The sequence below is a fragment of the Streptomyces sp. NBC_00525 genome (assembly GCF_036346595.1).
Taxonomy (GTDB): Bacteria; Actinomycetota; Actinomycetes; order Streptomycetales; family Streptomycetaceae; genus Streptomyces.
Window position 1 is genome coordinate 4,321,016 of the sequence record NZ_CP107834.1, and the last position, 24,395, is coordinate 4,345,410.

Sequence of the window (24,395 nt, forward strand, 5' to 3'; positions counted from 1 at the left end):
CCGGCCTCAGACCGTGACGCCCATGATCTCCCGCGTCCGGCGGGACGGCAGCAGCCCCAGCGCCCACGCCTGCCAGTCCGACTCCAGGTCCACCCCGCGCTCCAGGACCACCCCGTAGGCGTCCGCGCAGTCGTTCACCTTGGGGTCCCTGGCCGGATGCGCCGCCGCCCGCAGCTCCGCCAGCTCCTGCTGCGCCACCACCGTGCCCACCTCGACCCCACCGGGCGAGGCGTACGGCAGCAGCGTGCAGCGCAGGAAGCGCGCCCAGTCCGCGCCCCGCGCGTCCCCGTACGACTCGAACAGCCCGGCCGCCTCGCCGCACAGCTCCAGGGCCTGCCGCGCCCGCTGGTTGCCCGCGTCGATGAGCGCGAGGTCCAGGCAGGTCCACGCCTCGCCATGGGCGACCCCGATCCGCCGGAAGTCCGCCCGCGCGTCCACCAGCAGCTGCCGGGCGAACCCGGAATTGCGCAGGTTGCCCGTCTGCGCGGCCCGCTGGTCGCGGCTGACGCGCCCCGAGTGCTGCCGGGCGCACGCCAGCCCGTAGACGTCCCGCATCCGGGAGAACATCGTCCGGGCCCGCTCCAGCTGCCGCACCGCGTCCACGGTGTCCCCGGACTCCTCCAGCGCCTGCCCCAGGTAGTAGAGCGTCCACGCCTCGCCGCGCGCGTCCTCGTTGTCGCGGTGGCGGGCCAGCGCCCCGGTCAGCCGCTCCACCGCCGGGCCCGCCTCGCCCGCCAGCAGCAGGGCCCGCGCCAGCTGCGTCGTCGCCCACGCCGTGCCGCGCTCGTCGTGCGTGCGCCCGTACAGGTCGAGGGCGGTGCGCAGGGCGGCCTCGGCCGGCTCCCGGTCGCCCAGGCGCAGCCGGACCTGGCCCAGCTGGAACCACGTCCACGCCTCCCCGTGCAGCGACTCGCCCTCGCGGTGCAGGACGAGCGCGGTGTCCAGCAGCGCCACCGCTTCGGCCAGGTTGCCCCGGTCCCGCTCCACGGCCGCCAGCGCGTGCGCCGACCAGGCCCGGTCCGCGTCCTGCCCGGCCGCCGACTGGAGCCCCATCGCCTCGCGCAGCCGGGCCGCCGCCTCCGTGAGGTCGCCCTGGTGGTGCAGGGTGATCCCCAGCGAGCACAGCGCCAGCGCCGTACCCGAGTCGTTGTGCGCCTCCCGGTACAGCCCCACGACGGACGACAGCGTGGTCCGGGCCTTGTCCAGCTCGCCGAGCTGCCGGGCCGCGATCCCCGTACGCCACCGCACCGAACGCTCCAGCAGCCCCTGGTCGACCGCCTGCGTCAGCTCGCTGATCTCGCCCAGCCGGTACAGGTCGCCGCGCAGCAGGCAGTAGTCGCACAGCGCGCCCAGCAGCGCCAGCACCGCCCCCTGGTCCACGCCCTCGGCATGGCGCAGCGCGGAGGTGATGAAGCTCGACTCCTCGTCCAGCCAGCGCAGGGCCGCGTCCAGGGAGCCGAAGCCGTGCGAGCCGAACTGCCCGGCGCGGGTGGACATCTTCCCGTCCACCATCCGGATCACCGCACCGGCCAGATCCGCGTAGTTCGCGATCAGCCGTTCCTGCGCCGCCGCCCGCTCCGCCGGGTCCTCCTCGTCGCGCAGCCGGGCCAGCGCGAAGCCGCGTACCAGGTCGTGCAGCCGGTAGCGGGAGCCGCGCACATGATCGATGAGCCCCGCCCCGGCCAGAGCCGTCAGCAGCCGCCCCGCCTCCTGCTCGTCGGTGGCCAGCAGCGCGGCGGCCGCCGCCGCGCCCAGGCTCGCCCGCCCGGCCAGCGCCAGCCGCCGCAGCAGCCGCCCGGCCTGCTCGGACTGGTCGGTGTAGCGCAGCCACAGCGCCCGCTCCACCGGCTCCACCGGCCCGTACGCGGCGAGATCGGCGGCCAGCGTGCCCGCCGTACGCGCCCCCAGCGAGGAACCGGCGATCCGCAGCGCCAGCGGCAGCCCGCCGCACAGCTCCGTGATCGCCTCGCTCGCCGGCCGGTCGTACGGGCCCGGCTCCGCCTCCTGCGACACCGCGCGCAGCAGCTCCTCCGCTCCGGCCGGATCGAGCGCTCCCACCTCCAGCCGGTGCACCCGGGCCGGCAGCGAGCCGGGCAGGTCGAGCGGTTCGCGGGCGGTGACCAGGACCAGGCTGTCGGAGCGCTCCGGGACCAGGGCCGCGACCTGCTCCGCGTCCCGCGCGTCGTCCAGGACCACGGTCACCGGGGTGCCGGTCAGATGCCGGTGGTACAGCTCGCCGAGCCGGCGCAGCTGCTGCTCGTCGGACGCGCTGTCCCGGAACAGCAGCTGCTCGCGCGGGGCGCCCAGCCGGTTCAGCAGATGCAGCAGCGCGTCCCGCGTCGACAGCGGCGTCCCGCCCTCGGTGCCGCCGCGCAGATCCACCACGCACGCGCCCCGGAACTGGTCCTTCAGCTCGTGCGCCGCCCGCACGGCCAGCGTGGTGCGCCCGGAGCCCGGCGGGCCGTGCAGCACGACCACGGTCGGCTTCGTCTCCGTGGCCGCGCGGGCCGCCTGCACCCACTGGCCGATCCGGGCCAGTTCGGCCCGCCGCCCCGCGAACAGGCCCTCCGCCGCCGGCAGGTGCCCGAACGACTGGTCGAGCAGCGCGCGCGTCCGGGCGGCGGCGCTGCGGTCGCCCCCGCGCAGCTGCGCGTTACGGGCCTTGGCGGCCTTCTTCGCCGGGGTGCGCGTGGTGGCGGCGAGCATCCGCTGCCGGTCCAGGAACGGCCGTATGCCCCGCACGTCCAGAGCCGTCAGCCACTGGAGCCGCAACTGCTCGGGCCGGCCGGGCGCGTCCTCGGCGGGCCGGGCGGACGGGCGCTGCCGGGTGGTGGCCCTGGCGGCGGTCGTGGTGGCGCCCGCCACGGCGACGACCGCCCCCGCGCCGAGCGCGAGCCCGGACTCCGTGCCGAGCGCCACATCGGCGCCGAAGGCCGCGACGGCGGCGACCCCGGTGACCAGTAACGGCGTCACCAGGCTCTCCCGGCGCAGCCGCCGGCCCTCCGCCGAGGCGTCGAGCGCCCGCACGTACGCGGTGTACTCCTCCTCCGCGCCGGCCGCGATCGAGTCGAGGGAGGCCCGCGCACGGGTCAGCAGCAGCGCCGCGTCCGTACGGCCGCCGGCGCGCCGCGCCTCCTCCTCCACGGCCCGTGCCAGCAGCCGTTCGGCATCCGCCCGGTGACTGTCCCGTATCCGCATCCGCGTCCCCCTCCGGCTCCGGTGTCACGGCCCCGGCCCGCGTTCCCCGGTCCGCCGCGAGGTACCAGTGTCCTTCGTACGGAGCTGCGGCGCGAGGGAACGGGCGCGGCCCACCGGCGCGAACGTCGGTGGGCCGCAGGGGTGTTGGGTCAGTGCATCCAGCGGGAGCAGTCGTTGACCCACTTGTGCGACCGGATGTTGTTGTTCATGGTGTAGCCGTTGCTGAACGTGTTCCGGGACAGGTCGTCCACGAAGAACTCGCCCGGTGCCAGGCAGTTGTAGCCGCCCTCGTAGTTCTGCAGCCAGAAGAACTTCACGACGTCGAGGTCGCCGGTGTAGCCGGCGTTCATCACGGACGACGCCTTGTCGCTGTCGTTCTCGAAGCCGCCGCCCGCCGTGTCCCAGTTGGCGTCGTTGCCGGCGGCGCTGCCCAGCTTGTTGTAGCAGTAGGTGGAGTCGTAGGCGTACATGTTGCCGTTGCGGCCCGGCCAGATGTCGTTGCAGTGGTTGGAGGCCGCGGCCGACGCGGACGACTGCGCGGATGCCTGCGCGGCCGTGGCGGGGACGACGAGTCCGGCGGCGGCCAGACCGAGTGCGGCAATGGACATGCCCAGCTTTCGCATGGTTCGCTCCTGTGTGTCTGCCTCGTCGGAGGCGTGCTGATCCACGGCCGGACGCCGTGGAGGTCTGTGGGTGCGGTGGGGGCGGGGCGGTGGGACGGCTTGTTCAGGCGCGCGGGCCCGTGATCCGTTCCGCGCGGGCGTACGCCCGGCGCTCCAGCCGCCGGTGGGTGTCGATCAACTCGCGGTAACGGGCGGGCAGCCGGTCGCGGTAGTACGCCTCGCGCTCCCGCGCCACGGTCGCCAGCGCGCTGCTGCGGGCGCACCGCGCCTCCGCCACCGCGACGCGCTTCTCCGCCGCGAACGCCTCGCCCTCCGGCAGCTTCACGGCCTGCCGTGCCACGGCCTCGCGCGCGGCGGGCGGATCGGCGTACGGGTACCCGGCCCGGTCCATGCAGCGCGCCCAGTCCTTGAGCGCGGCGGTGAACTCGGGGTCGCGGGTGATCCGGGGCACGTACAAGCCCTGGAGATTGCTGACGGCCTTGTCGGCGCGGAACCAGGCGGCCGGGTCCCCGTACAGCTTCTTCTCGGCCTCCGCCGAGCAGCCGCCGATCCGCTTGCTGATCTTCCCGGTGCCCTTCGGCGTGGGGATCTCGGCCGTCAGGACCGGGGTGTCGGGGCCGCCGCCCAGCGCCTCGTCGTAGGCGGCGCGGCGCCGCTGCGAGAGCTTCGCGCGGTACGTGCCATTCGGGTTGGCGCGCCGCGCCCGGTCGGCCTTCTCCTCGATGCGGCTGCCGTAGCCGTGCTCGGCGGCCCACGCGGTGTCGTCGTTGACGTACCCGGCGAGTCGGCTCTCCTCCAGGGTGAGCAGACTTCCCGGCCAGTAGCGGAAGCCGTGCCGTTCCATGCAGCGCGCGGTGAGCGCCTGGAGGGCGTCGGAGATCCGCAGTTCCTCGGCGCGGGTGGCGTCCCGCTCCGGTCCGGCCGCCGGCGCCGTTCGCGCCGGGCCGGAGGAGCCGTCCCCCGCGCACCCGGCCGCGGCGGCCGATACGGCCACCGCGACCACGCACGCGGCGATGAACCCCCGTTTCATGCCACCACCCCCCGTTGCCGTGCCGCCCCCCGGCGGCACACCCCTACCTTCCCGCCGGGGCGGTGGGGGCGGTACCTCGTACGTCAGAGGGTGCAGTTCTTCGCCCAGGTGTGGGACTGCACGCGGTCGGGAAGGGCGAGGTTGTAGCGCTGCCCGCGGTCGACGCAGCCGATCCGGTCGCGCAGTCCGTCGCGGGCGAAGTAGGTGACGGCGACATAGCCGTTGGGATCGGCGATCCCGTTGTTGAAGATCGAGGCCGGAGCCCGCTCCGCGGCCCAGGCGCAGTCGTTCTCCCCGTCCGCCCAGTTGGAGTCGTCGCCCTCCCAGGCGCATATCTCGCCGCGGCCGTCCTTCTCCGGGAAGAAGCAGACGAAGCCGGGTTCGCAGCGGTCGTACCCGCTCGCGCCGGCGCTCTTCACGGGCGTACCGGGCTCCGACGCGCCCCCGCCGGGGCTCGCGGTGGTACCGGCGCCCGCCGCTTCCTCGCCGGGGCCGGCCGCGGCCCGTTCGTCCGGCCGGGCCGCCGGGGCTTCCTCCCAGGGCGCCCACGCCCCGAGGCCGGCCCCCGCCAGCGCGACGGCGGCGACGGCCGCCAGGCCCGCCCGGAGCAGCGGCCGGCCGGAGCGGCGGCGGCCCGGACCGCGGCCCTCCGCCACCGCCGTCACGCGCCGCAGCAGCGACGCCGCGTCGTGCGGGGCCCGCTCCTCGTGGGTGCGGGCCAGGCAGTCCCGTACGATCTCCCGCCACCCGGCGGGGAGTTCGTCCGCCGGACGCAGCTCCTCCTCGCCGCGCGCATAGCGCACGGCCGCGTCCCGGCGGGCGGTCGGCGTGCCGCCGGGCAGCGGGTGGGAACCGGTCAGGACGAGGTGGACCAGCACCCCGAACGCCCAGATGTCGGCGGTCTTGCGGATCTGCATGCCCCGCTCGCCGACCTCGGACCACAGCAGCTCGGGCGGGGTGTAGTCGGCGGTGGAGAACGCGGGGGAGTAGGCGTGGGTGCCCTCCAGCTCGGCGGCCATGTTGAAGTCCCCGAGCCGGGCCGTGCCGTCCTTCATCAGGAGTACGTTGCCCGGCTTGAGATCGCCGTGCACCCAGCCCGCCTCGTGCAGTTGGCGCAGGCCCTCGCAGACCTGGACGAGCAGGGCGGGGCCCTCCTCGGGCGGACCGTCCGCCCGCAGCAGCGCGTCCAGCGAGCTGCGCGCCTCCTCCAGGACGAGGACGGTGGCGCCGTCGAGTTCGGGGTGGTCCGGGTCGTCCACGGTCAGCGCGTCATGCATCCGGATCAGCCGGGGCGACCGGAGCCGGCGCAGCAACGCCACCTCGCGCTCGGCCAGTTCGCGCAGGTGGCGCAACTGACGAGGCGTGTGCGTACCGGTCGGCAGGAACTTCAGCGCGGCGCGCGGCGGTTGCGCCCCGGGGATCTCGTGCCGGGCCGCGTACACATTGCCGAAGGCCCCCGCGCCGAGCGGCTTCTCGACGATCCACGGCCCGACGCGGTAGCCGGGCGGCACGGAGGCGACGCCGTACGGCTGCCGCCCGCTCACCGCGGCGCGCCCTTCGCGGCGGGGCGCAGCGCGTCGAGGTCGTCCTCGCGCACCAGGTCGAAGCGGAGCGCCAGCGCGACGAGGGTGTCCTTCTTGCCGTTGAGCCGGGGCCCGGACTCGCAGGAATCGGGCCCCGGTTTCAGGCGCAGCTTGACCGCGAGGTAGTCGATGTTCCACTGCACGGCCGCCCGGTTGGCGGCCGGCCACACCGGGCGCAGCCGCTCCACGACCTGGTCGACGGTCGGCAGCGGCGCGTACGGTTCGCCGCGCAGCCGGGGCTCGCACAGCGCGGCCAGCACGGTGAAGTACCGCTTGGACCGGTCGAGCGGAAAGGCGAGCGCGGTCGCCTCCCCGTCCCGGCGCCCGGCCTCGTCCGGGGCGGCGTAGTCGTGCCGGGGCGCCCAGACGTCGAAGCTGACCAGCTCGTGGCCGGCCGGCAGGACGACCCGGGCGAACTCGAAGGCGACGGGCGCCGCCAGCCTGCCGGGCGCCACCTTGATGTGCTCCCCGGCGCCCTCCGGGTTCTCGACGGCGTAGGTCGCCGTGCGGCTGAGATTGCTGAGCGACCAGTAGGTGTCCGTGGCGGTGATCTCCCCGGCGGCGCGCGAGACGCCCTCGTGCGGGATGCCCAGACACGCGCCGGCCGGCGCCCCGCCGACCGCCTCCCGCCCGAACCGCAGCGTCTCACCGGGTGCCAGCCGGACCTTGTCGCGGGGCGCCATACCGGGCCCCGGTACCACGACGACGGTGTACATGGACGAATTCCTTCCCCCGATGCGAGCCATGCGCCGCCAGGCTAGGAACTCCGGATAAATGTCCGCATGACGCGCAGGCGGAACGGTGTCGGGCGCGACCGGCGTCAGACACGACCGGGGTCGGCCGCGATCGGGGTCGGGCCGCGACCGTCGTCGGGCGCGACCGTCGTCAGGCGGCGCCGTCCAGTGGCCGTTCGTCCGAGGGCGTCAGATGGGCGAGGCACAGGGACGGGCCGACGAACGGCTCCAGGCGGTCGACCCGGAGGGGCGCGCGTACCTCCTCCAGGGCACCCCGCATGAGGCCGAGATGCAGGGAGCACACGATGTCCCGGTGCTCCCGCGCGATCTCCAGGAACGGGCAGTGGCGCAGCGGGACGACGGCGTCCGGCTCGCTCCCCTCCACGGGACCGGGCGCGAACCCGGCCTCGTCGAGCACGCGCGTCAGCCGGCCGATCGCCTCCTCGGCGGTGAGCCGCTGTGCGGGGGAGGGGGTGTCGGCGAGATAGCGGCCCCACGCCTCGCCCGTGCTGGCGGCGGCCTGCGCGGGCTGCTCCAGGCTCTCCGCCGCCAGGCCCGTCAGCATGTGCGCGAGCAGTTGGTAGCTGCGGCGGTCCGCGGTGGTCCGGGTCGCGGTGGCCCGGTACACGGCACGGGGCCGGCCGGGCCGGCCGAGCGCCTCGCTGTCGCGCTCGGCGAGCCCTTCGCCGACGAGGGTGTCCAGGTGGAACCGTACGGTGTTGGAGTGCAGCCCGGTGCTCTCGGCGATCTCCCGCACCCCCACGGGACCGGGAGCGGAGCGCAGGACGCCCAGGACATGGCCCCGGCTCTCGCCCATGGCGCCGGAGCCGCTCCCGGCCGGATCGCGGAACATCGACTCACTCATTCGGTCAATTTTACCCAGCGTGTGTCGGACAAACGAGGTCGTCACTCGTCGTCATCGAGGTCGTCGAGCCGGGCCAGCCAGGTGGTGAGCCGGTCCACCGGGACCTCGAAGTCGGGGTTCAGGTCGACGAAGTACCGCAGCTCACCGGCGAGCCAGGCGAGGTTCACGGATTGCGTGCCCCGGTTCGCCCGGAGCGTCTCCAGGGCCTGGTCGATCATGACCGCCGCCCGGCCCCGGCGTGCGCCGACGCCAGGGCCGACTCGGGGTGGGGACGGATCTGCATGCCCGGTCGGCGGCGGTGCACGGTGACATAGGTGAGGCCCTCGGGCCCCGCCGTGATGCTCCGCGTCGAACCGTGCGGCAGCCATGCGAGCGCCCCCTCGGCGAGGGACAGCTCCCCCTGCGGCGTGTGCATCGTGCCCTCACCGCCGACGACCAGGACCAGGACGTCGAGGTCGGGCTCGGCGTGGCTGCCGATGTGCTCCCCGGCCGGCAGCCGGACCAGGTTGGCGTCGAGCTGCCGCCCGGACTCGGCCAGCTTCCACAGCACACCGGAGGCGTCGGGGGTGCGGGCGGGGGCGTGCACGTCGCAGAGGAGCCGGGCGGCGGGGGCGGGTTCGGGGGTGCGCGGTGCTTCCGGTGCGGGGTCGTGGGCCGGGTCGTGGGGCCGGGTCTCAGGCACTCGCGGCCACCCGCGTGATGCGGACCTGCCACTGCTCGGGCCCGGACTCGACGTATTCCCAGGTGAACGCGTCGGGGTGGGTGGCCTCGAACTCCCGCCGCAGCGGCTTGGGGTCGTGGTTGTTGACCAGGACGAAGGACTCCCCGTCCGCGAGTCGGGCGAAGCGGGTGAAGATGCGGGGGTGGCGGCGGCCGTGCGGGATCTCGCGGACGTCGATGACCGCGGAGTCCGCCAGCCGGCCGCCCTCCAGGACGGTGGTGAAGTCCTCGGCGAGCGCGGGCAGATCGACGCCCGGCAGGGTCCGGAGCGCGGGCAGCAGTACGTCGCGCTCGGCGCCCAGGAGCACCGCGAGCCCGCCGCCGAGCGTACGGAGGGCGCGCTCGCGCCCGCTCCCGTCGCCTGCGGAGGCCAGCGCGTCGAGCTGCTCCCGGACCACCGCGACCTGGGCGCGCAGCGCGCGGACGGCCAGCCGGGTCCCGGCCGCGCCGGACGCCGCCGCGTACAGCGACAGATCGGCGGCCGCCAGATAGCGGCGCAGCTGCTCGACGAGCGGGGCGGCGGACTCCGCCTGTGACGCGTCCAGCGCTTCGAGCCGCTCCAGCAACTGCCCCTGGGCGTGCTCGACGACACCTTGCGCCTGCACGTCCGGGTCCGTGCCGGTCGCCTGGATGAAGACCTCTGCGGCAGGTGACATGGGTGGCACTCCTTCGTCGTCGGACTGAGCACGGTCCGTGCTGCACGGAATTATTACATGCGTCCTCGTAAAAAAACGGCGGAAGCGTGCACCGGGTGGCCACCCCGCCCGGAACGGCCCTCTTTATTACCTGTACCGTTCGTAGAAACGAAACGAGACGTAGTCCGGACGCAGAGGAGAGGCGCGTTTCCATGAACGCCACGTCGGCCGCGATCGCGGGTGCCCTGACCTTCCTGTGGCTCGGGATGGTGCTGGCGATCTCCTTCCTGGAGGCGCCGCTGAAGTTCCGCGCCCCCGGAGTGACCATCCCCATCGGACTGGGCATCGGCCGCATGGTCTTCCGCGCACTGAACCGCGCCGAGATCGCCCTGACCGCCGCCATCGCCGTAACGATCGCTCTGGGCGACCCGCCCACCCCGGTGATCGCCCTCACCGCCGCCGTCGCACTCCTGCTCACCGTCCAACTGGCAGCGGTCCGCCGCCCCCTGAACCGAAGGTCGGACCGCGTCCTGGCAGGCGAAGACCTCCCCCGCTCCCGCGGCCACGTCTACTACGTGGCCTTCGAGGTCGCGAAGGTGGCCGCCCTCCTGGCCCTGGGCATCACCCTGACAACGGCATAACGGCCCACCCGCCCGCTGCGCGGGTTCGCGCGAGGCGTTCGAGGATGCACGGTGGCGGGACGCGCCCGTGTTGCTCAGTGTGGGGCACTCGCCATGGCGCTGGTGCCAGTGAACTCGCGAGCCCGATGGCTGGCCGTGCCTATACGTCTCTGATGATCACGTGCTTCCCGCAGAGCTTCGACCAGTCGTCATGGTCGGAAGTCAGAACGATCACGGGGGCTGCGACGCGGAGCGCGAGCGCGGCGACGAGGGCGTCGATTGCGTACTTGTGCCCATGCAGCCCGCCCGCGTCCCGGAGTAGTGCCACTGCAGTGAGGGAATCCTCCTGACTGACCGGTTCCACCCGCAGCCGGGAGAGTAGCCATTTCAAGCGCGCCAGATCGGTCTTCCCGTGTACGGCTTCAACAATGGTCAGTGCAGACACGAGGACGGGAACCGCAGCCTGCCGGGATGCCTCGATGCGGGCCGCCATACCGCGGTCGTTGCGCAGGAGTAGAGAGAGTGCCTCGGAGTCGAGCACCAGCGAGCGGGCCGGCTGCTCCTTCACGCAGCGCCCCGCTCGACATCCTCGGTGTTCACGTCTCCGAACAGCTCGCGACGAGCGGCTTCGATCTCCTGCTCCGTGAGTGAGCCGTGCTCCTCCTCATGGGACGCCACGATCTCCGCGAGTCCGTCCATGGCGAGCTGGTGCCTGACAGCCTCGGTGATGTAGCTGGACAGCCCGCGTCGGCCGGTTCGGGAGCGGAGCTCGCTGACCAGCTCGGCGGGCATGGACACGGAGATGTTCTCGGTGGTTCCGGCCCGGGTTGGCTTCATGCTCGAAGTGTAGGACAAGCTCTATTACACTGCGAGGGTCATGCACGCTCCCGGTTTCGATGGGCGTGATCAGGTGCAGATCGGGGTGCGTGTGGGCCTTCGAAATCGTGTGTGTGAACCTTGTCGACATGTCGAGGACGAATGACGCCAGCGAGTTCTACACCATTGAGCTGGTCGATGGTGTGGCTGATGGGCTGCGCCGAGTCACGCGCAAGGGCTGGACTGGAGAGGTCCTGGCTTTTCCGCGGCTGGCCTACCGAGATGTACGTGGCGAACTGGCGCGCCCTGGTGTCTATGTCCTGGTCGGTCCCAACGACGGCAGCCTCTCCAGGCCGTACCAGTTGTACATCGGCCGAAGCGATGCCCTGCGAACCCGTATGGACACCTACCAGACGGCCAAGGCGAAGGACTTCTGGAACTACACCTTTGTCCTGACAAGCGCATGCGGCCATCCTCTGAGCACCGCGATCACCTCCCGCCTGGAGGCAGATCTGATCAAGTCGGCGCTCGACTTCGGGCGGGCTGTCATCAACGTCAACCAGCCGCGCCCGCTCGCGCTCGATGGGCAGGACACTCGTTTTCTGGAGGAGTACCTCAAGCACGCCCTTGCGATCCTGCTACTGCAGGGAGCGCCCTATTTCGACGAGCAATTGGCTGTGCACCCTGCATCTCCCTCCCGGTCCGGCTCGGGTTCTCCACGGCGCGAGTACCGCCTGAGCACGAAGGCAAAGCTGATCATCGCGAGAGGTTACGAGAGCCCGCACGGCTTCACTGTCCTGGAGGGCTCCTTCGCGCGTAGAAAGGCCACTGACTCCATGCCCGAGGCTTCTCGCAGGCTGCGTGAGCAGCTTCTGGAAGAGGAGGTCCTGGTTGTTGAGAACAGTGAGCGCCTACGGCTGACACAGACGTACACCTTCACGCACCCGTCCCCTGCTGCCAGCGTGATGCTGGGATACAGCGTCAATGGGGTGGACAGATGGAAGGACGAAAAAGGGCACTCTCTGGCGGCCGTACGCAAGGCTGAGACGCAGGAGGCTGCGGAGCGCCCCTGACAGCTGGCGCGCCGTCCGTGGTCGTCGACTCCTGCCGGTAGAACCCGGCAGGAGTTGCAGAGGAGTCCTGACGCGAGCCGGCGCCGGGGTCTGCGGGGGCAACGTCGACCGCGCCCTCCGCAGCCACCTCGTACGCCGTCCCGCTTCTGTGCCCAGATGATCCCAACAGGGAAGTGCGGACTAGCCGGCCGGACTCCGGCGGCGGGTGGTGTTCCGGCGCCGAGCCGTTCCGAGCAGGGAGGTCATCACGGCGAGGGCCGCTTTCTGGCGTTGCGGCTTACGGGACCAGACCGCAGGACAGACCACCCCGAAGAAGAAGAAAGCGCCCAGGAGCAGGCTCGGAGCCGCCGACATCGCGGCGACGGCCATGTTGCCCTGAAAACCGGCGGCAAGGGTGCCTGCGCCGGTCACCGCCAGACCGGCGGGGGTCAGCCAGCGAGTGGGGCGTCGCCGTGGTTCCGCACCCAAGATTCCGTCCATGCTCTGGTCGACTTCGCGAGGCAGGGGATTCCCCGTACCCTCAGACATGTAGTTCTCCGTACCGATAGAAGGGGACTACGAGTGAGACGGCTTCCTGTTGGCGCAGGGAGCCGTCGCTCGTTGCAGGCGCACGACTCAGCCGTCGACGTAACAATGGCAGACCTTTCGACCCTGTTGGTCCGCAGAAAATACCGCGGGACTGTTGTAGATTGGGATCGTTGCAGCTCAGAAGCTATTCTGGCGACTCTGGTGTGATTCATGACACTTCGAAGAGAAGGGAAAATGTGCTCTACTTCACAGTGGAAATGTGTCCAGGGCGCTCCCTGTGAGGGGTGATGGGCCCCTGGCTGAGTTCGCGCGAGCCCTTCGTGAACTGCGGGAGAGGGCGAACGGAACGGTCAATGCGGTGGTCGCGTGCGGCGCGTCGAGGACTGCGGTCTACGCGGCGCTGAGCGGTGCCCGCCTGCCGAGTGTGCAGACGCTGGATTTGATGGTCGACGCGTGGGCGAATGGTGCTGCGGCGGAACGGGGCCGGTGGCGTGAGCGTCGACGTGTGGCCGAAGGGGCTATGGCGGAGCGGTCGCGCCTGGCGGGAGCGGCGGTTCCGCGCCGCACGCCGGAAGAGGCCGACTTCGCCGACCAACTGCGTGCCCTCTGGGGTGTGTGTGGCAGGCCTGCCACCGAAGCGGTAGCCCGCCATTGCGAGGTGAGCGCTCGTACATTGGACTCCTACCTCGACGGGCGGACCCTCCCCACGCCTGAGCGGTTCGACCAGGTCCTCGCCGGCCTGGCCTCCGTGATCAAAGCCGGAGCCGGAGGCGAGGCGGATGAGTCGGTCGTGTGCAATGCGCCGCGAACGGAGACGCTCCGGGAAGCCCTTCTCCGGGCGCGCACGGCACGGAAGGAGGAACGCGCCAGGGTCAGGGAGTTGGCTACGGCGCTGCCTGGCGGGCAGGCGGACCCTACCGGAGGCGTGCCGTCGTCCTCCGATGGGTTCGGTCATGTGCCCGGAGTCCTGCCGGGACGCCGTTTCGACGATCGCGGGACTTTGGCCAGAGCTGGAGTCCATCGACAGTTGATGTCCGGCATTGCGGGCAGCGAGACTCTGGGGGCGGAGTCGGTTGTCCTCAGCGACGAGCGTTCCGGCGACGAGGACCACGGTGACGTCATCATCTATACCGGCGAGGGGGCGACGGGAGATCAGCAGCTCACCCGTGGCAATGCCGCGCTGGCGAGGAGTGCGTCCACCCGTGTTCCCGTTCGTGTGGTCCGCCGGACCGCGAACGCCCCTGGCGGCCTGGCATACCGTTACGATGGGCTCTACACGGTTGAGGATTACTGGTCCGAGCAGTCACCGGACGGACGGCGTGTGTGGCGATTCCGCCTCGTCCGAAGGGCGCCTGCTGAGCAGGGTGTAGCGCACCTCCCGCAACGAGACGAAGCCGAGAGGTCGGGCTTGGCCAGCAGTATGAGGTCACCCCTTTCGGTCCAACGGGTCGTCCGCAGTACTGCCGTTGCCAACCTCGTCAAACAGATGCACGACTTCAGGTGCCAAATCTGTGGCGTCCGTCTCCTGCTGAAGGGTGGTCGTGCCTACGCGGAAGCTGTGCACATCCGCTCCTTGGCCCGTCCCCACAACGGCGCGGACGCGATCAATAATGTGCTGTGTCTGTGTCCCAATTGCCATGTGCTCATGGACGCAGGCATGTTCGTCATCAACGATGACCTCACGGTCGTGAGCCGGGCTGACAGCACGGTGCGCGGAGTGCTCCGGGAAACTCCGGAACACCGGATCGACAGACAGGCGCTCGCCTATCACCGCACCCTCCACGGCCTGCCGAGGGAGGAGTAGGACATTGACGTGGGAGTCGCCCCCGAAGGCGTGGTAGTCCTGAGCGGCTTGGCCTGCCGCGCATTATCCGAGTGACCTTTTGTACGACTCACGCCTCGACCCCAGGTTCGGAATCGTGCCTCCTCCGGCCTGCGGCAGCCGTTCTTCGTGCGTAAATGGTCACGCAGCGCGATCCTCGTGGTGCAACGATGGGAGGCATGGACCGACTGGCGAACTCCCAGTCGCCCTACTCCTCCAGCACGCACCAGGTGGCAGAGAAGTGCGTGCGCCATCATCCGCCAATGCCCGTAACAGCGACGGGGGTCGGCGAAGACCTGGGCCGATTGAGCCACAGGACGTGGGAGGTGTCGAGGGCGTCCAGGGCGTTTGCCAGGATGCGGGCCAGCCGGTTGTGGCGCTTGGAGGCGCTCGGGCCCACGACGACCATCCCGTCCACGATCTCGATCCCGGTGCACTGTTCCTCGGACCAGGAGTCGTACTGTTCCGCGCTGATCTGCGTATGCATCCACGCGGGCACCACCATCTCGGCGGTCATGGAGTGCCTCCTTCGAGGAACCTCGGCGATCCGGGTGCCGCTGGGACTCAGCGTACTGAGCGGTCGGCGGCGCCGACTCGATCCCGCGCGGGTGCCCCTGGCCGGGGGCGGCGTTGTGAGAGGCTGGCGCGTATGAACCGGTTGGCTGGTGTGACCTCGCCGTATCTGCTTCAGCATGCTGACAATCCGGTCGACTGGTGGCCCTGGTCGCCCGAGGCGTTCGAGGAGGCGCGGCGGCGGGACGTGCCCGTGCTGCTCAGCGTGGGGTACTCGTCGTGCCACTGGTGTCACGTCATGGCGCACGAGTCGTTCGAGGACGAGGCGACCGCCGCGTACATGAACGAGCACTTCGTGTCCGTGAAGGTGGACCGCGAGGAGCGGCCCGATGTGGACGCCGTGTACATGGAGGCCGTGCAGGCGGCCACCGGGCACGGGGGGTGGCCGATGACCGTGTTCCTGACGGCCGACGCCGAGCCGTTCTACTTCGGGACCTACTTCCCGCCCGAGTCGCGGCACGGGATGCCGTCCTTCCGGCAGGTGCTGGAAGGGGTCACCGCCGCCTGGACCGGGCGGCGTGACGAGGTCGGGGAGGTCGCCGGGCGCATCGTGCGGGACCTGTCCGAGCGGAGCCTGGCCCACGGCGGCGACGGGCCGCCCGGTGAGTCGGAGTTGGCGCAGGCGCTGCTCGGGCTGACCCGGGAGTACGACGAGCAGCGGGGCGGGTTCGGCGGGGCGCCCAAGTTCCCGCCGTCCATGGCGCTGGAGTTCCTGCTGCGCCACCACGCCCGCACCGGGGCCGACGGCGCTCTCCAGATGGTCGTCGGCACCTGTGAGGCGATGGCCCGCGGTGGGATCTACGACCAGCTCGGCGGCGGGTTCGCCCGGTATGCCGTCGACCGCGAATGGGTCGTCCCCCACTTCGAGAAGATGCTCTACGACAACGCGCTCCTGTGCCGCGTGTACGCCCATCTCTGGCGCGTCACCGGGTCGGATCTCGCTCGCCGGGTCGCCCTGGAGACGGCCGACTTCATGGTGCGCGAGCTGCGGACCCCCGAGGGCGGGTTCGCCTCCGCGCTCGACGCCGACAGCGAGGACGCCACCGGCAAGCACGTCGAGGGCGCGTACTACGTGTGGACGCCGGACCAGTTGCGCGAGGTCCTGGGCGAGGAGGACGCCGCCTTCGCCGCCGCGTACTACGGCGTGACCGACGAGGGCACCTTCGAGGAGGGCGCCTCGGTCCTCCAGCTGCCCGGCGACGCCGGAGACCCCGGAGACGCCGCAGACCCCGGTGACGGCAGTGACGGCAGCGACTCCCGCGCCGCCGGCGTACGCGAGCGGCTCCTCGCCGCCCGTGACGCCCGCCCGCGCCCCGGCCGGGACGACAAGGTGGTCGCCGCCTGGAACGGCCTCGCCGTCGCCGCGCTCGCCGAGACCGGTGCCTACTTCGACCGGCCCGACCTCGTCGAGCGCGCCACCGAGGCCGCCGACCTGCTGGTCCGGGTGCACATGGGCCCCGTCGCCCGGCTCGTCCGCACCTCGAAGGACGGGCGCGCCGGTGAGCACGCCGGGGTGCTGGAGGACTACGGGGACGTCGCCGAGGGCTTCCTCGCCCTGGCCGCCGTCACCGGCGAGGGGGCCTGGCTGGAGTTCGCCGGGTTCCTGCTGGACATCGTGCTCCAGCACTTCCGGGGCGAGGGCGGCCAGTTGTACGACACGGCCGACGACGCCGAGCAGCTCATCCGGCGCCCCCAGGACCCCACCGACAGCGCGACCCCGGCCGGCTGGACGGCCGCCGCCGGAGCGCTCCTGTCGTACGCCGCGCACACCGGCTCCGAGCCCCACCGCACCGCCGCCGAGGAGGCGCTGGGCGTCGTCAAGGCGCTGGGCCCGCGCGCCCCGCGCTTCATCGGCTGGGGGCTCGCGGTGGCCGAGGCGCTGCTCGACGGCCCTCGCGAGGTGGCGGTCGCCGGACCGGTCGGCGGCGAGCTGCACCGTGCGGCCCTGCTGGGCCGGGCCCCCGGCGCGGTCGTCGCGGCCGGCGAGCCGGGCGGCGCGGAGTTCCCGCTGCTCGCGGACCGTGTGATGAAGGACGGCGCGCCGACGGCGTACGTCTGCCGCCACTTCGTGTGCGACGCCCCGACGACGGACCCGGGCGCCCTGGCCCACGCGCTGGGCGGGACGCCGTAACGGCCGGGCGGGCCGCGGCTCTCACAGCCGCAGCCCGCCCTCCAGCGTGCCCAGCGCCTCGTTCACCAGTGCCGGCAGGTCGCCCTGCTGGCCCCGGTCCGCCCAGTACAGCGTCGCCTCGCGCAGGGCTCCCAGGACCGCCGCGACGAATACCCGGACGCGCAGGTCGTCCGGGTCGCGGCCGGTGCGGTCGGCCAGGACCCTGGCCAGGGTCTTCGCGGTGTCCGACATCGTCTCGGTCATCCGGGCGCGGACCGCGGGGACCTCGGCCATCAGGCGGGTGCGGCGGCGCAGTTCCCCGTCGTCGTCGGCGAGAAACGTGGTCAGCGCCTCCCGCATCATCAGCCGGACCGACTCGAGCGGCGGCTCGTCGACCGGGCGCGCCCGGAGCAGGGCCTCCATGACCGGGTCGTACTCGTCGGTGAGGACGATGTCCTCCTTCGACGCGAAGTAGCGGAACACCGTGCTCGGCGAGACCTCGGCCGCCTCCGCGATCTGCTCGATGGTGGTGGCCTCGTAGCCCCGCTCGTCGATCAGGCGGTACGTCGCCTGCCGGATCGCCACCCGCGTCCGGTACTTCTTGCGCTCGCGCAGACCCATGGGCGCGGGGTGGGACGGGGGACGGGACGTGGCGGTCATGGGCCCATTGTCCGGTACCGCCCGCCGCCGCGGCCGGGCCGGACGTACGGGGCCGGAGGCAGCCGGCCGGCCGCGTCAGCTGTGGTTGTACGCCACCAGCGAGATGCCGACGTAGTGCACCACGAAGGCGGCCAGGGTCAGCGAGTGGAAGACCTCGTGGAAGCCGAACCAGCGCGGCGACGGGTTGGGCTTCTTGATGCCGTAGATGACGCCGCCCGCGCTGTACAGCACGCCGCCGACGACGACCAGCACCAGCACCGCGATCCCGCCGGTCCGCATGAAGTCCGGCAGGAAGAAGACCGCCGCCCAGCCCATCGCGATGTAGCAGGGGGTGTACAGCCAGCGCGGCGCGCCGACCCAGAAGACCCGGAACGCGATACCCGCGAGCGCCGCCGCCCACACCGCCCACAGCAGCGGAGTACCCGTGGACTCGGGGAGCAGCAGCAGGGTGAGCGGCGTGTACGTGCCCGCGATGATCAGGAAGATGTTGGCGTGGTCGAGCCGGCGCAGGACGGCCTCGCCGCGCGGCCCCCACGTACCCCGGTGGTACACGGCGCTCACGCCGAACAGCAGGCACGCCGTCAGAACGTAGATCGCACAGGCGATCCGGCCCCGCGTGCTGTCCGAGAGGGCGACCAGGAACAGACCCGCTATGACGACGGCGGGAAACATCCCGGCATGCAGCCAGCCGCGCATCCGGGGTTTGAGCGGGGCGTCGGCGAGCGTGGCCGGGCGAGGACCGGCGGTGTCGGGTGCGGCGGCGGCAGCAGTCATTTCCGCATCGTACCTACGCCGCCGTAGGTACCCGATATGGACCGGGGTACGTGCGGATGCTCACATGGGCGGCCCTCTGGACATATGGGCGCGAGCGGCGGATGATCAAATGAGTGCGGTCGGCACCGGATGAGCGCCAGGGGAATTCGAAGGGGTACACGCATCCGGGTCGCAGCCCCCACGGGGCACCAGGGCACAAGAGCACCAACCGAACACACCCTCACCAAGGAGCGATCGTGGCGCGCGACATCGCGGCTCCCCTCACTGTTCCCACCAACCACCAGGAGCTGATCTCCTGGGTGGACGAGATCGCGGCACTGACCGAACCGGACCGGGTGGTCTGGTGCGACGGTTCCGAGGCCGAATACGAGCGCCTGTGCGGGGAGCTCGTCGCCAAGGGCACGTTCACCAAGCTCGACGAGATCAAACGCCCGAACTCCTACTACGCGGCCTCCGACCCGAGCGACGTCGCCCGCGTCGAGACACGTACGTTCATCTGCTCCGCGAAGGAGGAGGACGCCGGCCCCACGAACCACTGGAAGGACCCCGCCGAGATGCGGGAGATCTTCGTGGGCGAGCGGGGCGTCTTCCGCGGCTCGATGCGCGGGCGCACGATGTACGTCGTCCCGTTCTGCATGGGCCCGCTCGGCTCGCCGCTCTCCGCGATGGGCGTGGAGATCACGGACTCGGCATATGTCGCCGTTTCGATGCGTACGATGACGCGCATGGGTAGCGCCGTGCTCGAAGAGCTCGGCGAGGATCGCAACTTCGTCAAGGCCGTCCACACGCTGGGCGCCCCGCTGGCCGAGGGCCAGGAGGACGTCCCCTGGCCCTGCAACGAGACCAAGTACATCTCGCACTTCCCCGAGGACCGCGAGATCTGGTCGTACGGCTCCGGCTACGGCGGCAACGCGCTGCTCGGCAAGAAGTGCTACGCGCTGCGCATCGCCTCCGTGATGGCGCGCGACGAGGGCTGGCTCGCGGAGCACATGCTGATCCTCAAGCTCACGCCGCCGCGCGGTGAGTCGAAGTACATCGCGGCCGCGTTCCCGAGCGCCTGCGGCAAGACGAACCTCGCCATGCTGGAGCCCACGATCTCCGGCTGGACCGTGGAGACCATCGGCGACGACATCGCGTGGATGCGGTTCGGCGAGGACGGCCGGCTGTACGCGATCAACCCGGAGGCCGGCTTCTTCGGCGTCGCGCCCGGCACCGGCGAGCACACCAACGCCAACGCCATGAAGACGATGTGGGGCAACTCCGTCTTCACCAACGTCGCGCTCACCGACGACGGCGACGTCTGGTGGGAGGGGATGACGGAGGAGCCGCCCGCGCACCTCACGGACTGGAAGGGCAACGACTGGACCCCCGAGTCCGGCACGCCCGCCGCCCACCCCAACGCCCGCTTCACCGTCCCGGCCGGGCAGTGCCCGATCATCGCGCCGGAGTGGGAGGACCCGAAGGGCGTGCCGATCTCGGCCATCCTCTTCGGCGGCCGCCGCGCCTCCGCCGTCCCGCTGGTGACGGAGTCCTTCGACTGGCAGCACGGGGTCTTCCTCGGCGCCAACGTCGCCTCCGAGAAGACCGCCGCCGCCGAGGGCAAGGTCGGTGAGCTGCGCCGCGACCCGTTCGCCATGCTGCCGTTCTGCGGCTACAACATGGGCGACTACATGAACCACTGGCTCAAGGTCGGCGCCGACAAGCCGGACCAGTCGAAGCTGCCGAAGATCTACTACGTGAACTGGTTCCGCAAGAACGACGCGGGCAAGTTCGTCTGGCCCGGCTTCGGTGAGAACAGCCGCGTCCTCAAGTGGATCGTCGAGCGCCTGGACGGGAAGGCGGAGGGCGTCGAGACGCCGATCGGCGTCCTTCCCGCGAAGAGCGCGCTCGACACCGAGGGCCTGGACCTCTCCGAGGCCGATCTCGACCTCCTGCTCAGCGTCGACAAGGAGGTCTGGCGCGAGGAGGCCGCCCTGGTCCCCGAACACCTGAACACCTTCGGCGACCACACGCCCAAGGAACTCTGGGACGAATACCGCGCCCTGGTGACCCGCCTGGGCTGAGCCCGGCTGCCCGTACGGCGACGGCTGGGCCCGGTCGCGCCCGTACGGTGACGGGCTGGGTGGCTCCCGGTCCGCGCGTCCTGGGGGCGCGTGGACCGGGGCCGTCAGTGGGCGCCGACCAGATCGGTCCGGGAGCCGGCCGGCAGGGCCTCCGTGTGGGCGTCCATGCGCTCGGCCGCGAGGATCGCGACCGTCGTGTCGGCGCGGGAGGCCGCCACCACCAGGGCCCGGCCCGCGAGGGCGTGGGCGCGGCGGTGGAGGGCGGATGCGGGCGCGTCGCTCAGACCGGCGTGCCGGACGGGCGGGGCGCCGCGCAGCCTGGCGACCTGCTCGGCGATGCGGTCGGCCGCCTCGTCGAGCCCCAGGTCGTCGGTGACCGCGAGCAGCGCGGCCAGGTGTCCCGCGAGCTGGATGTCCAGCTCCTCCTCGCGAGTGCGGCGCGGGAAGTCGCCGGCGTGGTCGGCCGGTGTGAGGACCGATTTGGGACGGATCGGTTCGTACATGGATGGCCTCCTGGTGGTGCTGTGAGGACCATCCTAGCTTGGATTCAGTCTAAAGTTATCCATCTTCGAGTATTGGGCCGGATCGGTGGTGGTTACACCTGGCTGTAGCCGTCCAGGAAGTGGGCGATCCGGCCGATCGCGTCCGTCAGGTCCTCGGTGGTGGGCAGCGTGACCACGCGGAAGTGGTCCGGGTCCGGCCAGTTGAACCCCGTCCCCTGCACCACCATGATCTTCTCCGCCCGCAGCAGGTCCAGGACCATTTGGCGGTCGTCCTTGATCTTGTAGACCTTCGGGTCGAGCCGGGGGAAGAGGTAGAGCGCGCCCTTCGGCTTCACACAGGTCACGCCCGGAATCCGGGTCAGCAGGTCGTACGCCGCGTCGCGCTGCTCCAGGATGCGGCCGCCCGGCAGCACCAGCTCGTTGATCGACTGCCGGCCGCCGAGCGCCGTGGCGACGGCGTGCTGCGCGGGCATGTTCGCGCACAGCCGCATGTTGGCCAGGATCGTCAGCCCCTCGATGTACGAGGAGGCGTGGGCCTTGGGGCCGCACACCGCCATCCAGCCCGAGCGGTACCCGGCGACGCGGTAGTTCTTGGACAGCCCGTTGAAGGTCAGCACCATCAGATCGGGGGCGATCGTGGCGGTGGGCGTGTGCGTCGCCCCGTCGTACAGGATGCGGTCGTAGATCTCGTCGGAGCAGACGACCAGGTTGTGCCGGCGGGCGATCTCCGTCAGCCCGCGCAGCATCTCCTCGTCGTACACCGCGCCGGTCGGGTTGTTCGGGTTGATGATCACCAGCGCCTTGGTGCGGTCGGTGACCTTCCGCTCGATGTCGGCGAGGTCCGGCATCCAGTCGGACTGCTCGTCGCAGCGGTAGTGCACGGCCGTGCCCCCGGCCAGCGCGACCGACGCCGTCCACAGCGGGTAGTCCGGGGCGGGGACCAGCACCTCGTCGCCGTCGTCGAGCAGCGCCTGCATCGACATCTGGATCAGCTCCGAGACGCCGTTGCCCAGGTAGACGTCCTCGACGTCCAGCTCGATGCCCTTGGTCTGGTAGTGCTGCATCACCGCGCGGCGGGCCGACAGTAGCCCCTTCGCGTCGCCGTAGCCGTGCGCCCCGGCGACATTGCGCAGGATGTCCTCGAGGATTTCGGGTGGGCACTCGAAGCCGAAGGCGGCCGGGTTGCCGGTGTTCAGCTTGAGGATGCGATGCCCGGCCGCCTCCAGCCGCATCGCCTCCTCCAGCACCGGGCCGCGGATTTCGTAGCAGACGTTGGCGAGCTTCGTGGACTGGATGACCTGCATGCCGGCGAGCTTACGACTGTGATTCACGGCCCGCCCCGCCTTCGGTGACGGCCCGGCCCGGCCGGGCGGGGGCGCACGTACGTGCGGGCTTTCATCGCCATGCGCCCGCCTCCCGCGAGCCGTGGGAACGCTGGAAGCGGACGGCGCGCGGCTTGGAAACGGGTGGTCCGGCGGTGTGACGCACGGGGACGGGTGAGATACGCCACGGAGTGGTACGGAAGGGAGCCTCCGCGAGGTTCGCGTTGACGCTCATCCGGGAAGCCGCGCACCCCCGGGCCCGGCGGACGGCCGGAATTCACCTCTTGTGCGGGCCACCCGCGTACGCGAGCATGCGCATGTCAAACCGAAGGAACTTCGGTTGCAGAGGGCTGTCGCGCTCTGTTCGTTCGCAAGAGGGGACCCCCACATGAAAAAGCCTCTCGTCGGTGCGCTCTTCGCCGTGCTGCTCATGGGCGCGGGCATCGCGCCCGCCACCGCCGCTCCGACGCAGGCCCCGGCCCCGGCTCCGGTCCGGGCCGCCGTCGGCTTCGCCGGCACCGTGGCGCTCAGCAACTGCTCGGGCTCCGTCGTCCGCACCCCCGCCTCGCAGCCGGACGACCCCGCCCTGGTGCTGTCCAACGGGCACTGCCTGGAGACCGGCTTCCCGGCCCCCGGCGAGGTCGTGTACAACCGCTCCTCCAGCCGGAGCTTCACCCTGCTCAACGCCTCCGGCCGGGGCGTCGGCACGCTCCGGGCGAGCAGGATCGCGTACGGGACGATGACGGACACCGACATATCGGTGTACCGGCTCACCTCCACGTACGCCCAGATCAAGAGCCGCTACGGGATCGACGCCCTGGAACTCAGCACCACGCACCCCGTGCAGGGCACCGCGATCACCGTCGTGTCCGGGTACTGGAAGCGCACCTACAGCTGCAACGTGGACGGATTCGTCTACCGGCTCAAGGAGGGCTCCTGGACCTGGAAGGACTCGGTCCGCTACACCTCCGCCTGCCAGACCATCGGCGGCACGTCCGGCTCGCCGGTGATCGACAACGCCACCGGCAAGGTCGTCGCCGTCAACAACACCGGCAACGAGGACGGCCTGCGGTGCGCGGACAACAATCCGTGCGAGGTCGACGAGAACGGACAGGTGACGGTCCGCCAGGGCATCAACTACGCCCAGCACACCTACGGCATCGCCGCGTGCGTCGGTACCGGCAACGTCTTCGACCTGAACCGCGCCGGATGCACCCTGCCCAAGCCGTGACGTGTGACGTGTGAGGGGGCGGGGCCGCGTCCGGCCCCGCCCCCTCACACGTCCGCTCCGGTCAGATCCTGCGCCACCGCGCGTTCGCCAGCGAGAAGACGCCGAAGGCGACCAGGCCCGCCGCGACGAGGCCCAGCAGCCAGGGCCCGGCCGGGGTCGCGCTGAAGGCGCGCAGGGTGTCGTCCATGCCCTTGGCCTCGCCGGAACGGGCCTTCACCGCGGCCGACACCGCGAAACCTCCCGCCACCGCGAAGACGAGCCCCCGGCTGACCCCGCCCGCGACCCCGGCGACGTCCACCGCCCGCCGCACCGCCGCCGACATCGCGTCCGTCCGCAGATGCTCGCGGAACTTCCGGAGCGCCGCCCGGCCCGCGATCCACAGCCCCGCGCAGGCGATGCCCACGCCCGCCGCGCCCACCAGCCAGCGGCCGCCCGGCATGTCCAGCACGCGGGCCGTGACGTCCTGCGAGCGGGCGTCACCGCTGCCGCTCCCGCTGCCCCGGTCACCGGCCGCGAACATCAGGACCGAGGAGGCGACGAAGGCGTAGAAGACGGCCCGTCCGCCCGAGGCCAGCCGCTTGGTCGCCTTGCGGCCGTCCGGGCCGGCCGCGCCGAACGCCGCCTCGGACAGCCGCCACAGGGCCATGCCCGCCAGGGCCAGACCCAGCACCCACAGCAGTACGTGGCCGAAGGGCTTCCGCGCGATCTCCGCGAGCGCCCCGCCCCGGTCCGCCTGCTCGCCGCCGCCGCCGTCGAGGGCGATGCGCAGGGCGAGGAACCCGACGAGGAAGTAGATGACCCCGCGCGCCGCGAACCCGGCGCGGCCGGCCGCCCCCACGGTCGTACTGTTGCCCGCCCGCCGTGCCTTCCGGTGGCCCTTGGAGGCCGTCGCAGAGATGTCCATGCCGGCTC

Annotated in this window: 23 protein-coding genes and 1 pseudogene; 6 read left to right on the plus strand and 18 right to left on the minus strand. The window is 71.6% G+C overall.

Annotated features, from left to right (window positions below; translation table 11 throughout):
* Positions 1–6: 6 nt before the first annotated feature.
* The 9 genes from OG710_RS19430 to OG710_RS19470 all read right to left on the minus strand — a co-directional run bounded on the left by OG710_RS19430 (position 7) and on the right by OG710_RS19470 (position 9,409).
* Positions 7–3,198, minus strand: coding sequence for an ATP-binding protein (locus OG710_RS19430; RefSeq protein ID WP_330240453.1), 3,192 nt, complete (start codon positions 3,196–3,198; stop codon positions 7–9).
* 149 nt (positions 3,199–3,347) lie between these two features.
* Positions 3,348–3,821 carry a hypothetical protein gene (locus tag OG710_RS19435; protein ID WP_111337870.1) on the minus strand — a complete coding sequence of 158 codons (474 nt, stop codon included), beginning with the start codon at positions 3,819–3,821 and terminating at the stop codon, positions 3,348–3,350.
* 103 nt (positions 3,822–3,924) lie between these two features.
* Entirely contained in the window at positions 3,925–4,851 is a 927-nt protein-coding gene (locus OG710_RS19440) for a hypothetical protein (protein WP_330240454.1), read from the minus strand.
* A gap of 83 nt (positions 4,852–4,934) precedes the next feature.
* Positions 4,935–6,395, minus strand: a complete 1,461-nt coding sequence (locus OG710_RS19445) for a protein kinase domain-containing protein (protein ID WP_330240455.1) — start codon at positions 6,393–6,395, stop codon at positions 4,935–4,937.
* Positions 6,392–7,150: an FHA domain-containing protein gene (locus OG710_RS19450; protein ID WP_330240456.1), complete on the minus strand. Its 759-nt coding sequence runs from the start codon at positions 7,148–7,150 to the stop codon at positions 6,392–6,394. Before OG710_RS19450 ends, OG710_RS19445 begins: the two co-directional genes overlap by 4 nt.
* Before the next feature lie 169 nt (positions 7,151–7,319).
* Positions 7,320–8,033, minus strand: a complete 714-nt coding sequence (locus OG710_RS19455; RefSeq protein ID WP_330240457.1) for a helix-turn-helix transcriptional regulator — start codon at positions 8,031–8,033, stop codon at positions 7,320–7,322.
* Positions 8,034–8,074: 41 nt separating this feature from the next.
* The gene (locus tag OG710_RS19460) at positions 8,075–8,251 is read right to left on the minus strand and encodes a DUF6104 family protein (RefSeq protein ID WP_330240458.1); all 177 of its coding nucleotides are present in this window, start codon (positions 8,249–8,251) and stop codon (positions 8,075–8,077) included.
* Positions 8,248–8,715, minus strand: coding sequence for a cupin domain-containing protein (locus OG710_RS19465; protein WP_330240459.1), 468 nt, complete (start codon positions 8,713–8,715; stop codon positions 8,248–8,250). Before OG710_RS19465 ends, OG710_RS19460 begins: the two co-directional genes overlap by 4 nt.
* On the minus strand, positions 8,708–9,409 hold the full coding sequence (locus OG710_RS19470) for a DUF2249 domain-containing protein (protein ID WP_330240460.1): 702 nt from the start codon (positions 9,407–9,409) through the stop codon (positions 8,708–8,710). Before OG710_RS19470 ends, OG710_RS19465 begins: the two co-directional genes overlap by 8 nt.
* A 191-nt stretch (positions 9,410–9,600) precedes the next feature.
* Here OG710_RS19470 and OG710_RS19475 point away from each other — a divergent pair, with 191 nt between their 5' ends.
* Positions 9,601–10,029, plus strand: a complete 429-nt coding sequence (locus OG710_RS19475; protein WP_330240461.1) for a hypothetical protein — start codon at positions 9,601–9,603, stop codon at positions 10,027–10,029.
* A gap of 139 nt (positions 10,030–10,168) precedes the next feature.
* Here the strand turns inward: OG710_RS19475 and OG710_RS19480 are convergent, their stop codons facing one another.
* Together OG710_RS19480 and OG710_RS19485 are read right to left on the minus strand one after the other, a co-directional pair.
* The gene (locus OG710_RS19480; RefSeq protein WP_330240462.1) at positions 10,169–10,576 is read right to left on the minus strand and encodes a PIN domain-containing protein; all 408 of its coding nucleotides are present in this window, start codon (positions 10,574–10,576) and stop codon (positions 10,169–10,171) included.
* Positions 10,573–10,845: a hypothetical protein gene (locus OG710_RS19485; protein ID WP_330240463.1), complete on the minus strand. Its 273-nt coding sequence runs from the start codon at positions 10,843–10,845 to the stop codon at positions 10,573–10,575. The genes OG710_RS19480 and OG710_RS19485 overlap by 4 nt, the downstream gene beginning before the upstream one ends.
* Before the next feature lie 113 nt (positions 10,846–10,958).
* Between OG710_RS19485 and OG710_RS19490 the strand changes: the two genes are divergently transcribed.
* Entirely contained in the window at positions 10,959–11,897 is a 939-nt protein-coding gene (locus OG710_RS19490) for a DUF4357 domain-containing protein (protein ID WP_330240464.1), read from the plus strand.
* Positions 11,898–12,077: 180 nt separating this feature from the next.
* On the opposite strand, the gene OG710_RS19495 is transcribed toward OG710_RS19490, so the two are convergent.
* On the minus strand, positions 12,078–12,425 hold the full coding sequence (locus OG710_RS19495; RefSeq protein ID WP_330240465.1) for a hypothetical protein: 348 nt from the start codon (positions 12,423–12,425) through the stop codon (positions 12,078–12,080).
* Between the two features lie 259 nt (positions 12,426–12,684).
* Here OG710_RS19495 and OG710_RS19500 point away from each other — a divergent pair, with 259 nt between their 5' ends.
* Positions 12,685–14,229 (plus strand): YDG/SRA domain-containing protein, encoded by a 1,545-nt coding sequence (locus OG710_RS19500; RefSeq protein WP_330240466.1) that lies wholly within the window; start codon positions 12,685–12,687, stop codon positions 14,227–14,229.
* A gap of 352 nt (positions 14,230–14,581) precedes the next feature.
* Here the strand turns inward: OG710_RS19500 and OG710_RS19505 are convergent.
* Positions 14,582–14,764 (minus strand): annotated as a pseudogene (locus OG710_RS19505) (Uma2 family endonuclease); the annotation flags it as partial.
* Positions 14,765–14,896: 132 nt separating this feature from the next.
* Between OG710_RS19505 and OG710_RS19510 the strand changes: the two are divergent.
* Complete coding sequence (locus OG710_RS19510; protein ID WP_330240467.1) at positions 14,897–16,951, plus strand: thioredoxin domain-containing protein; 2,055 nt, start codon at positions 14,897–14,899, stop codon at positions 16,949–16,951.
* 21 nt (positions 16,952–16,972) lie between these two features.
* Here OG710_RS19510 and OG710_RS19515 read toward each other — a convergent pair whose 3' ends face one another.
* Positions 16,973–17,590, minus strand: coding sequence for a TetR/AcrR family transcriptional regulator (locus tag OG710_RS19515; protein ID WP_330240468.1), 618 nt, complete (start codon positions 17,588–17,590; stop codon positions 16,973–16,975).
* 75 nt (positions 17,591–17,665) lie between these two features.
* Entirely contained in the window at positions 17,666–18,364 is a 699-nt protein-coding gene (gene trhA / locus OG710_RS19520; protein ID WP_111337881.1) for a PAQR family membrane homeostasis protein TrhA, read from the minus strand.
* A 236-nt stretch (positions 18,365–18,600) separates the two neighbouring features.
* On the opposite strand from trhA, the gene OG710_RS19525 reads away from it, so the two are divergent.
* A complete protein-coding gene (locus tag OG710_RS19525; protein WP_330240469.1) occupies positions 18,601–20,427 on the plus strand; it encodes a phosphoenolpyruvate carboxykinase (GTP) in 1,827 nt (608 codons plus the stop codon).
* 104 nt (positions 20,428–20,531) lie between these two features.
* Here the strand turns inward: OG710_RS19525 and OG710_RS19530 are convergent, their stop codons facing one another.
* Both OG710_RS19530 and OG710_RS19535 read right to left on the minus strand, forming a co-directional pair.
* Positions 20,532–20,930, minus strand: coding sequence for an SCO4983 family protein (locus tag OG710_RS19530; protein ID WP_330240470.1), 399 nt, complete (start codon positions 20,928–20,930; stop codon positions 20,532–20,534).
* 92 nt (positions 20,931–21,022) lie between these two features.
* On the minus strand, positions 21,023–22,234 hold the full coding sequence (locus OG710_RS19535) for a pyridoxal phosphate-dependent aminotransferase (RefSeq protein ID WP_330240471.1): 1,212 nt from the start codon (positions 22,232–22,234) through the stop codon (positions 21,023–21,025).
* A gap of 406 nt (positions 22,235–22,640) precedes the next feature.
* Here OG710_RS19535 and OG710_RS19540 point away from each other — a divergent pair, with 406 nt between their 5' ends.
* Entirely contained in the window at positions 22,641–23,483 is an 843-nt protein-coding gene (locus tag OG710_RS19540; RefSeq protein WP_330240472.1) for a S1 family peptidase, read from the plus strand.
* A 61-nt stretch (positions 23,484–23,544) separates the two neighbouring features.
* Here the strand turns inward: OG710_RS19540 and OG710_RS19545 are convergent, their stop codons facing one another.
* Positions 23,545–24,387, minus strand: a complete 843-nt coding sequence (locus tag OG710_RS19545) for a DUF1206 domain-containing protein (protein WP_330240473.1) — start codon at positions 24,385–24,387, stop codon at positions 23,545–23,547.
* Positions 24,388–24,395 lie beyond the last annotated feature (8 nt).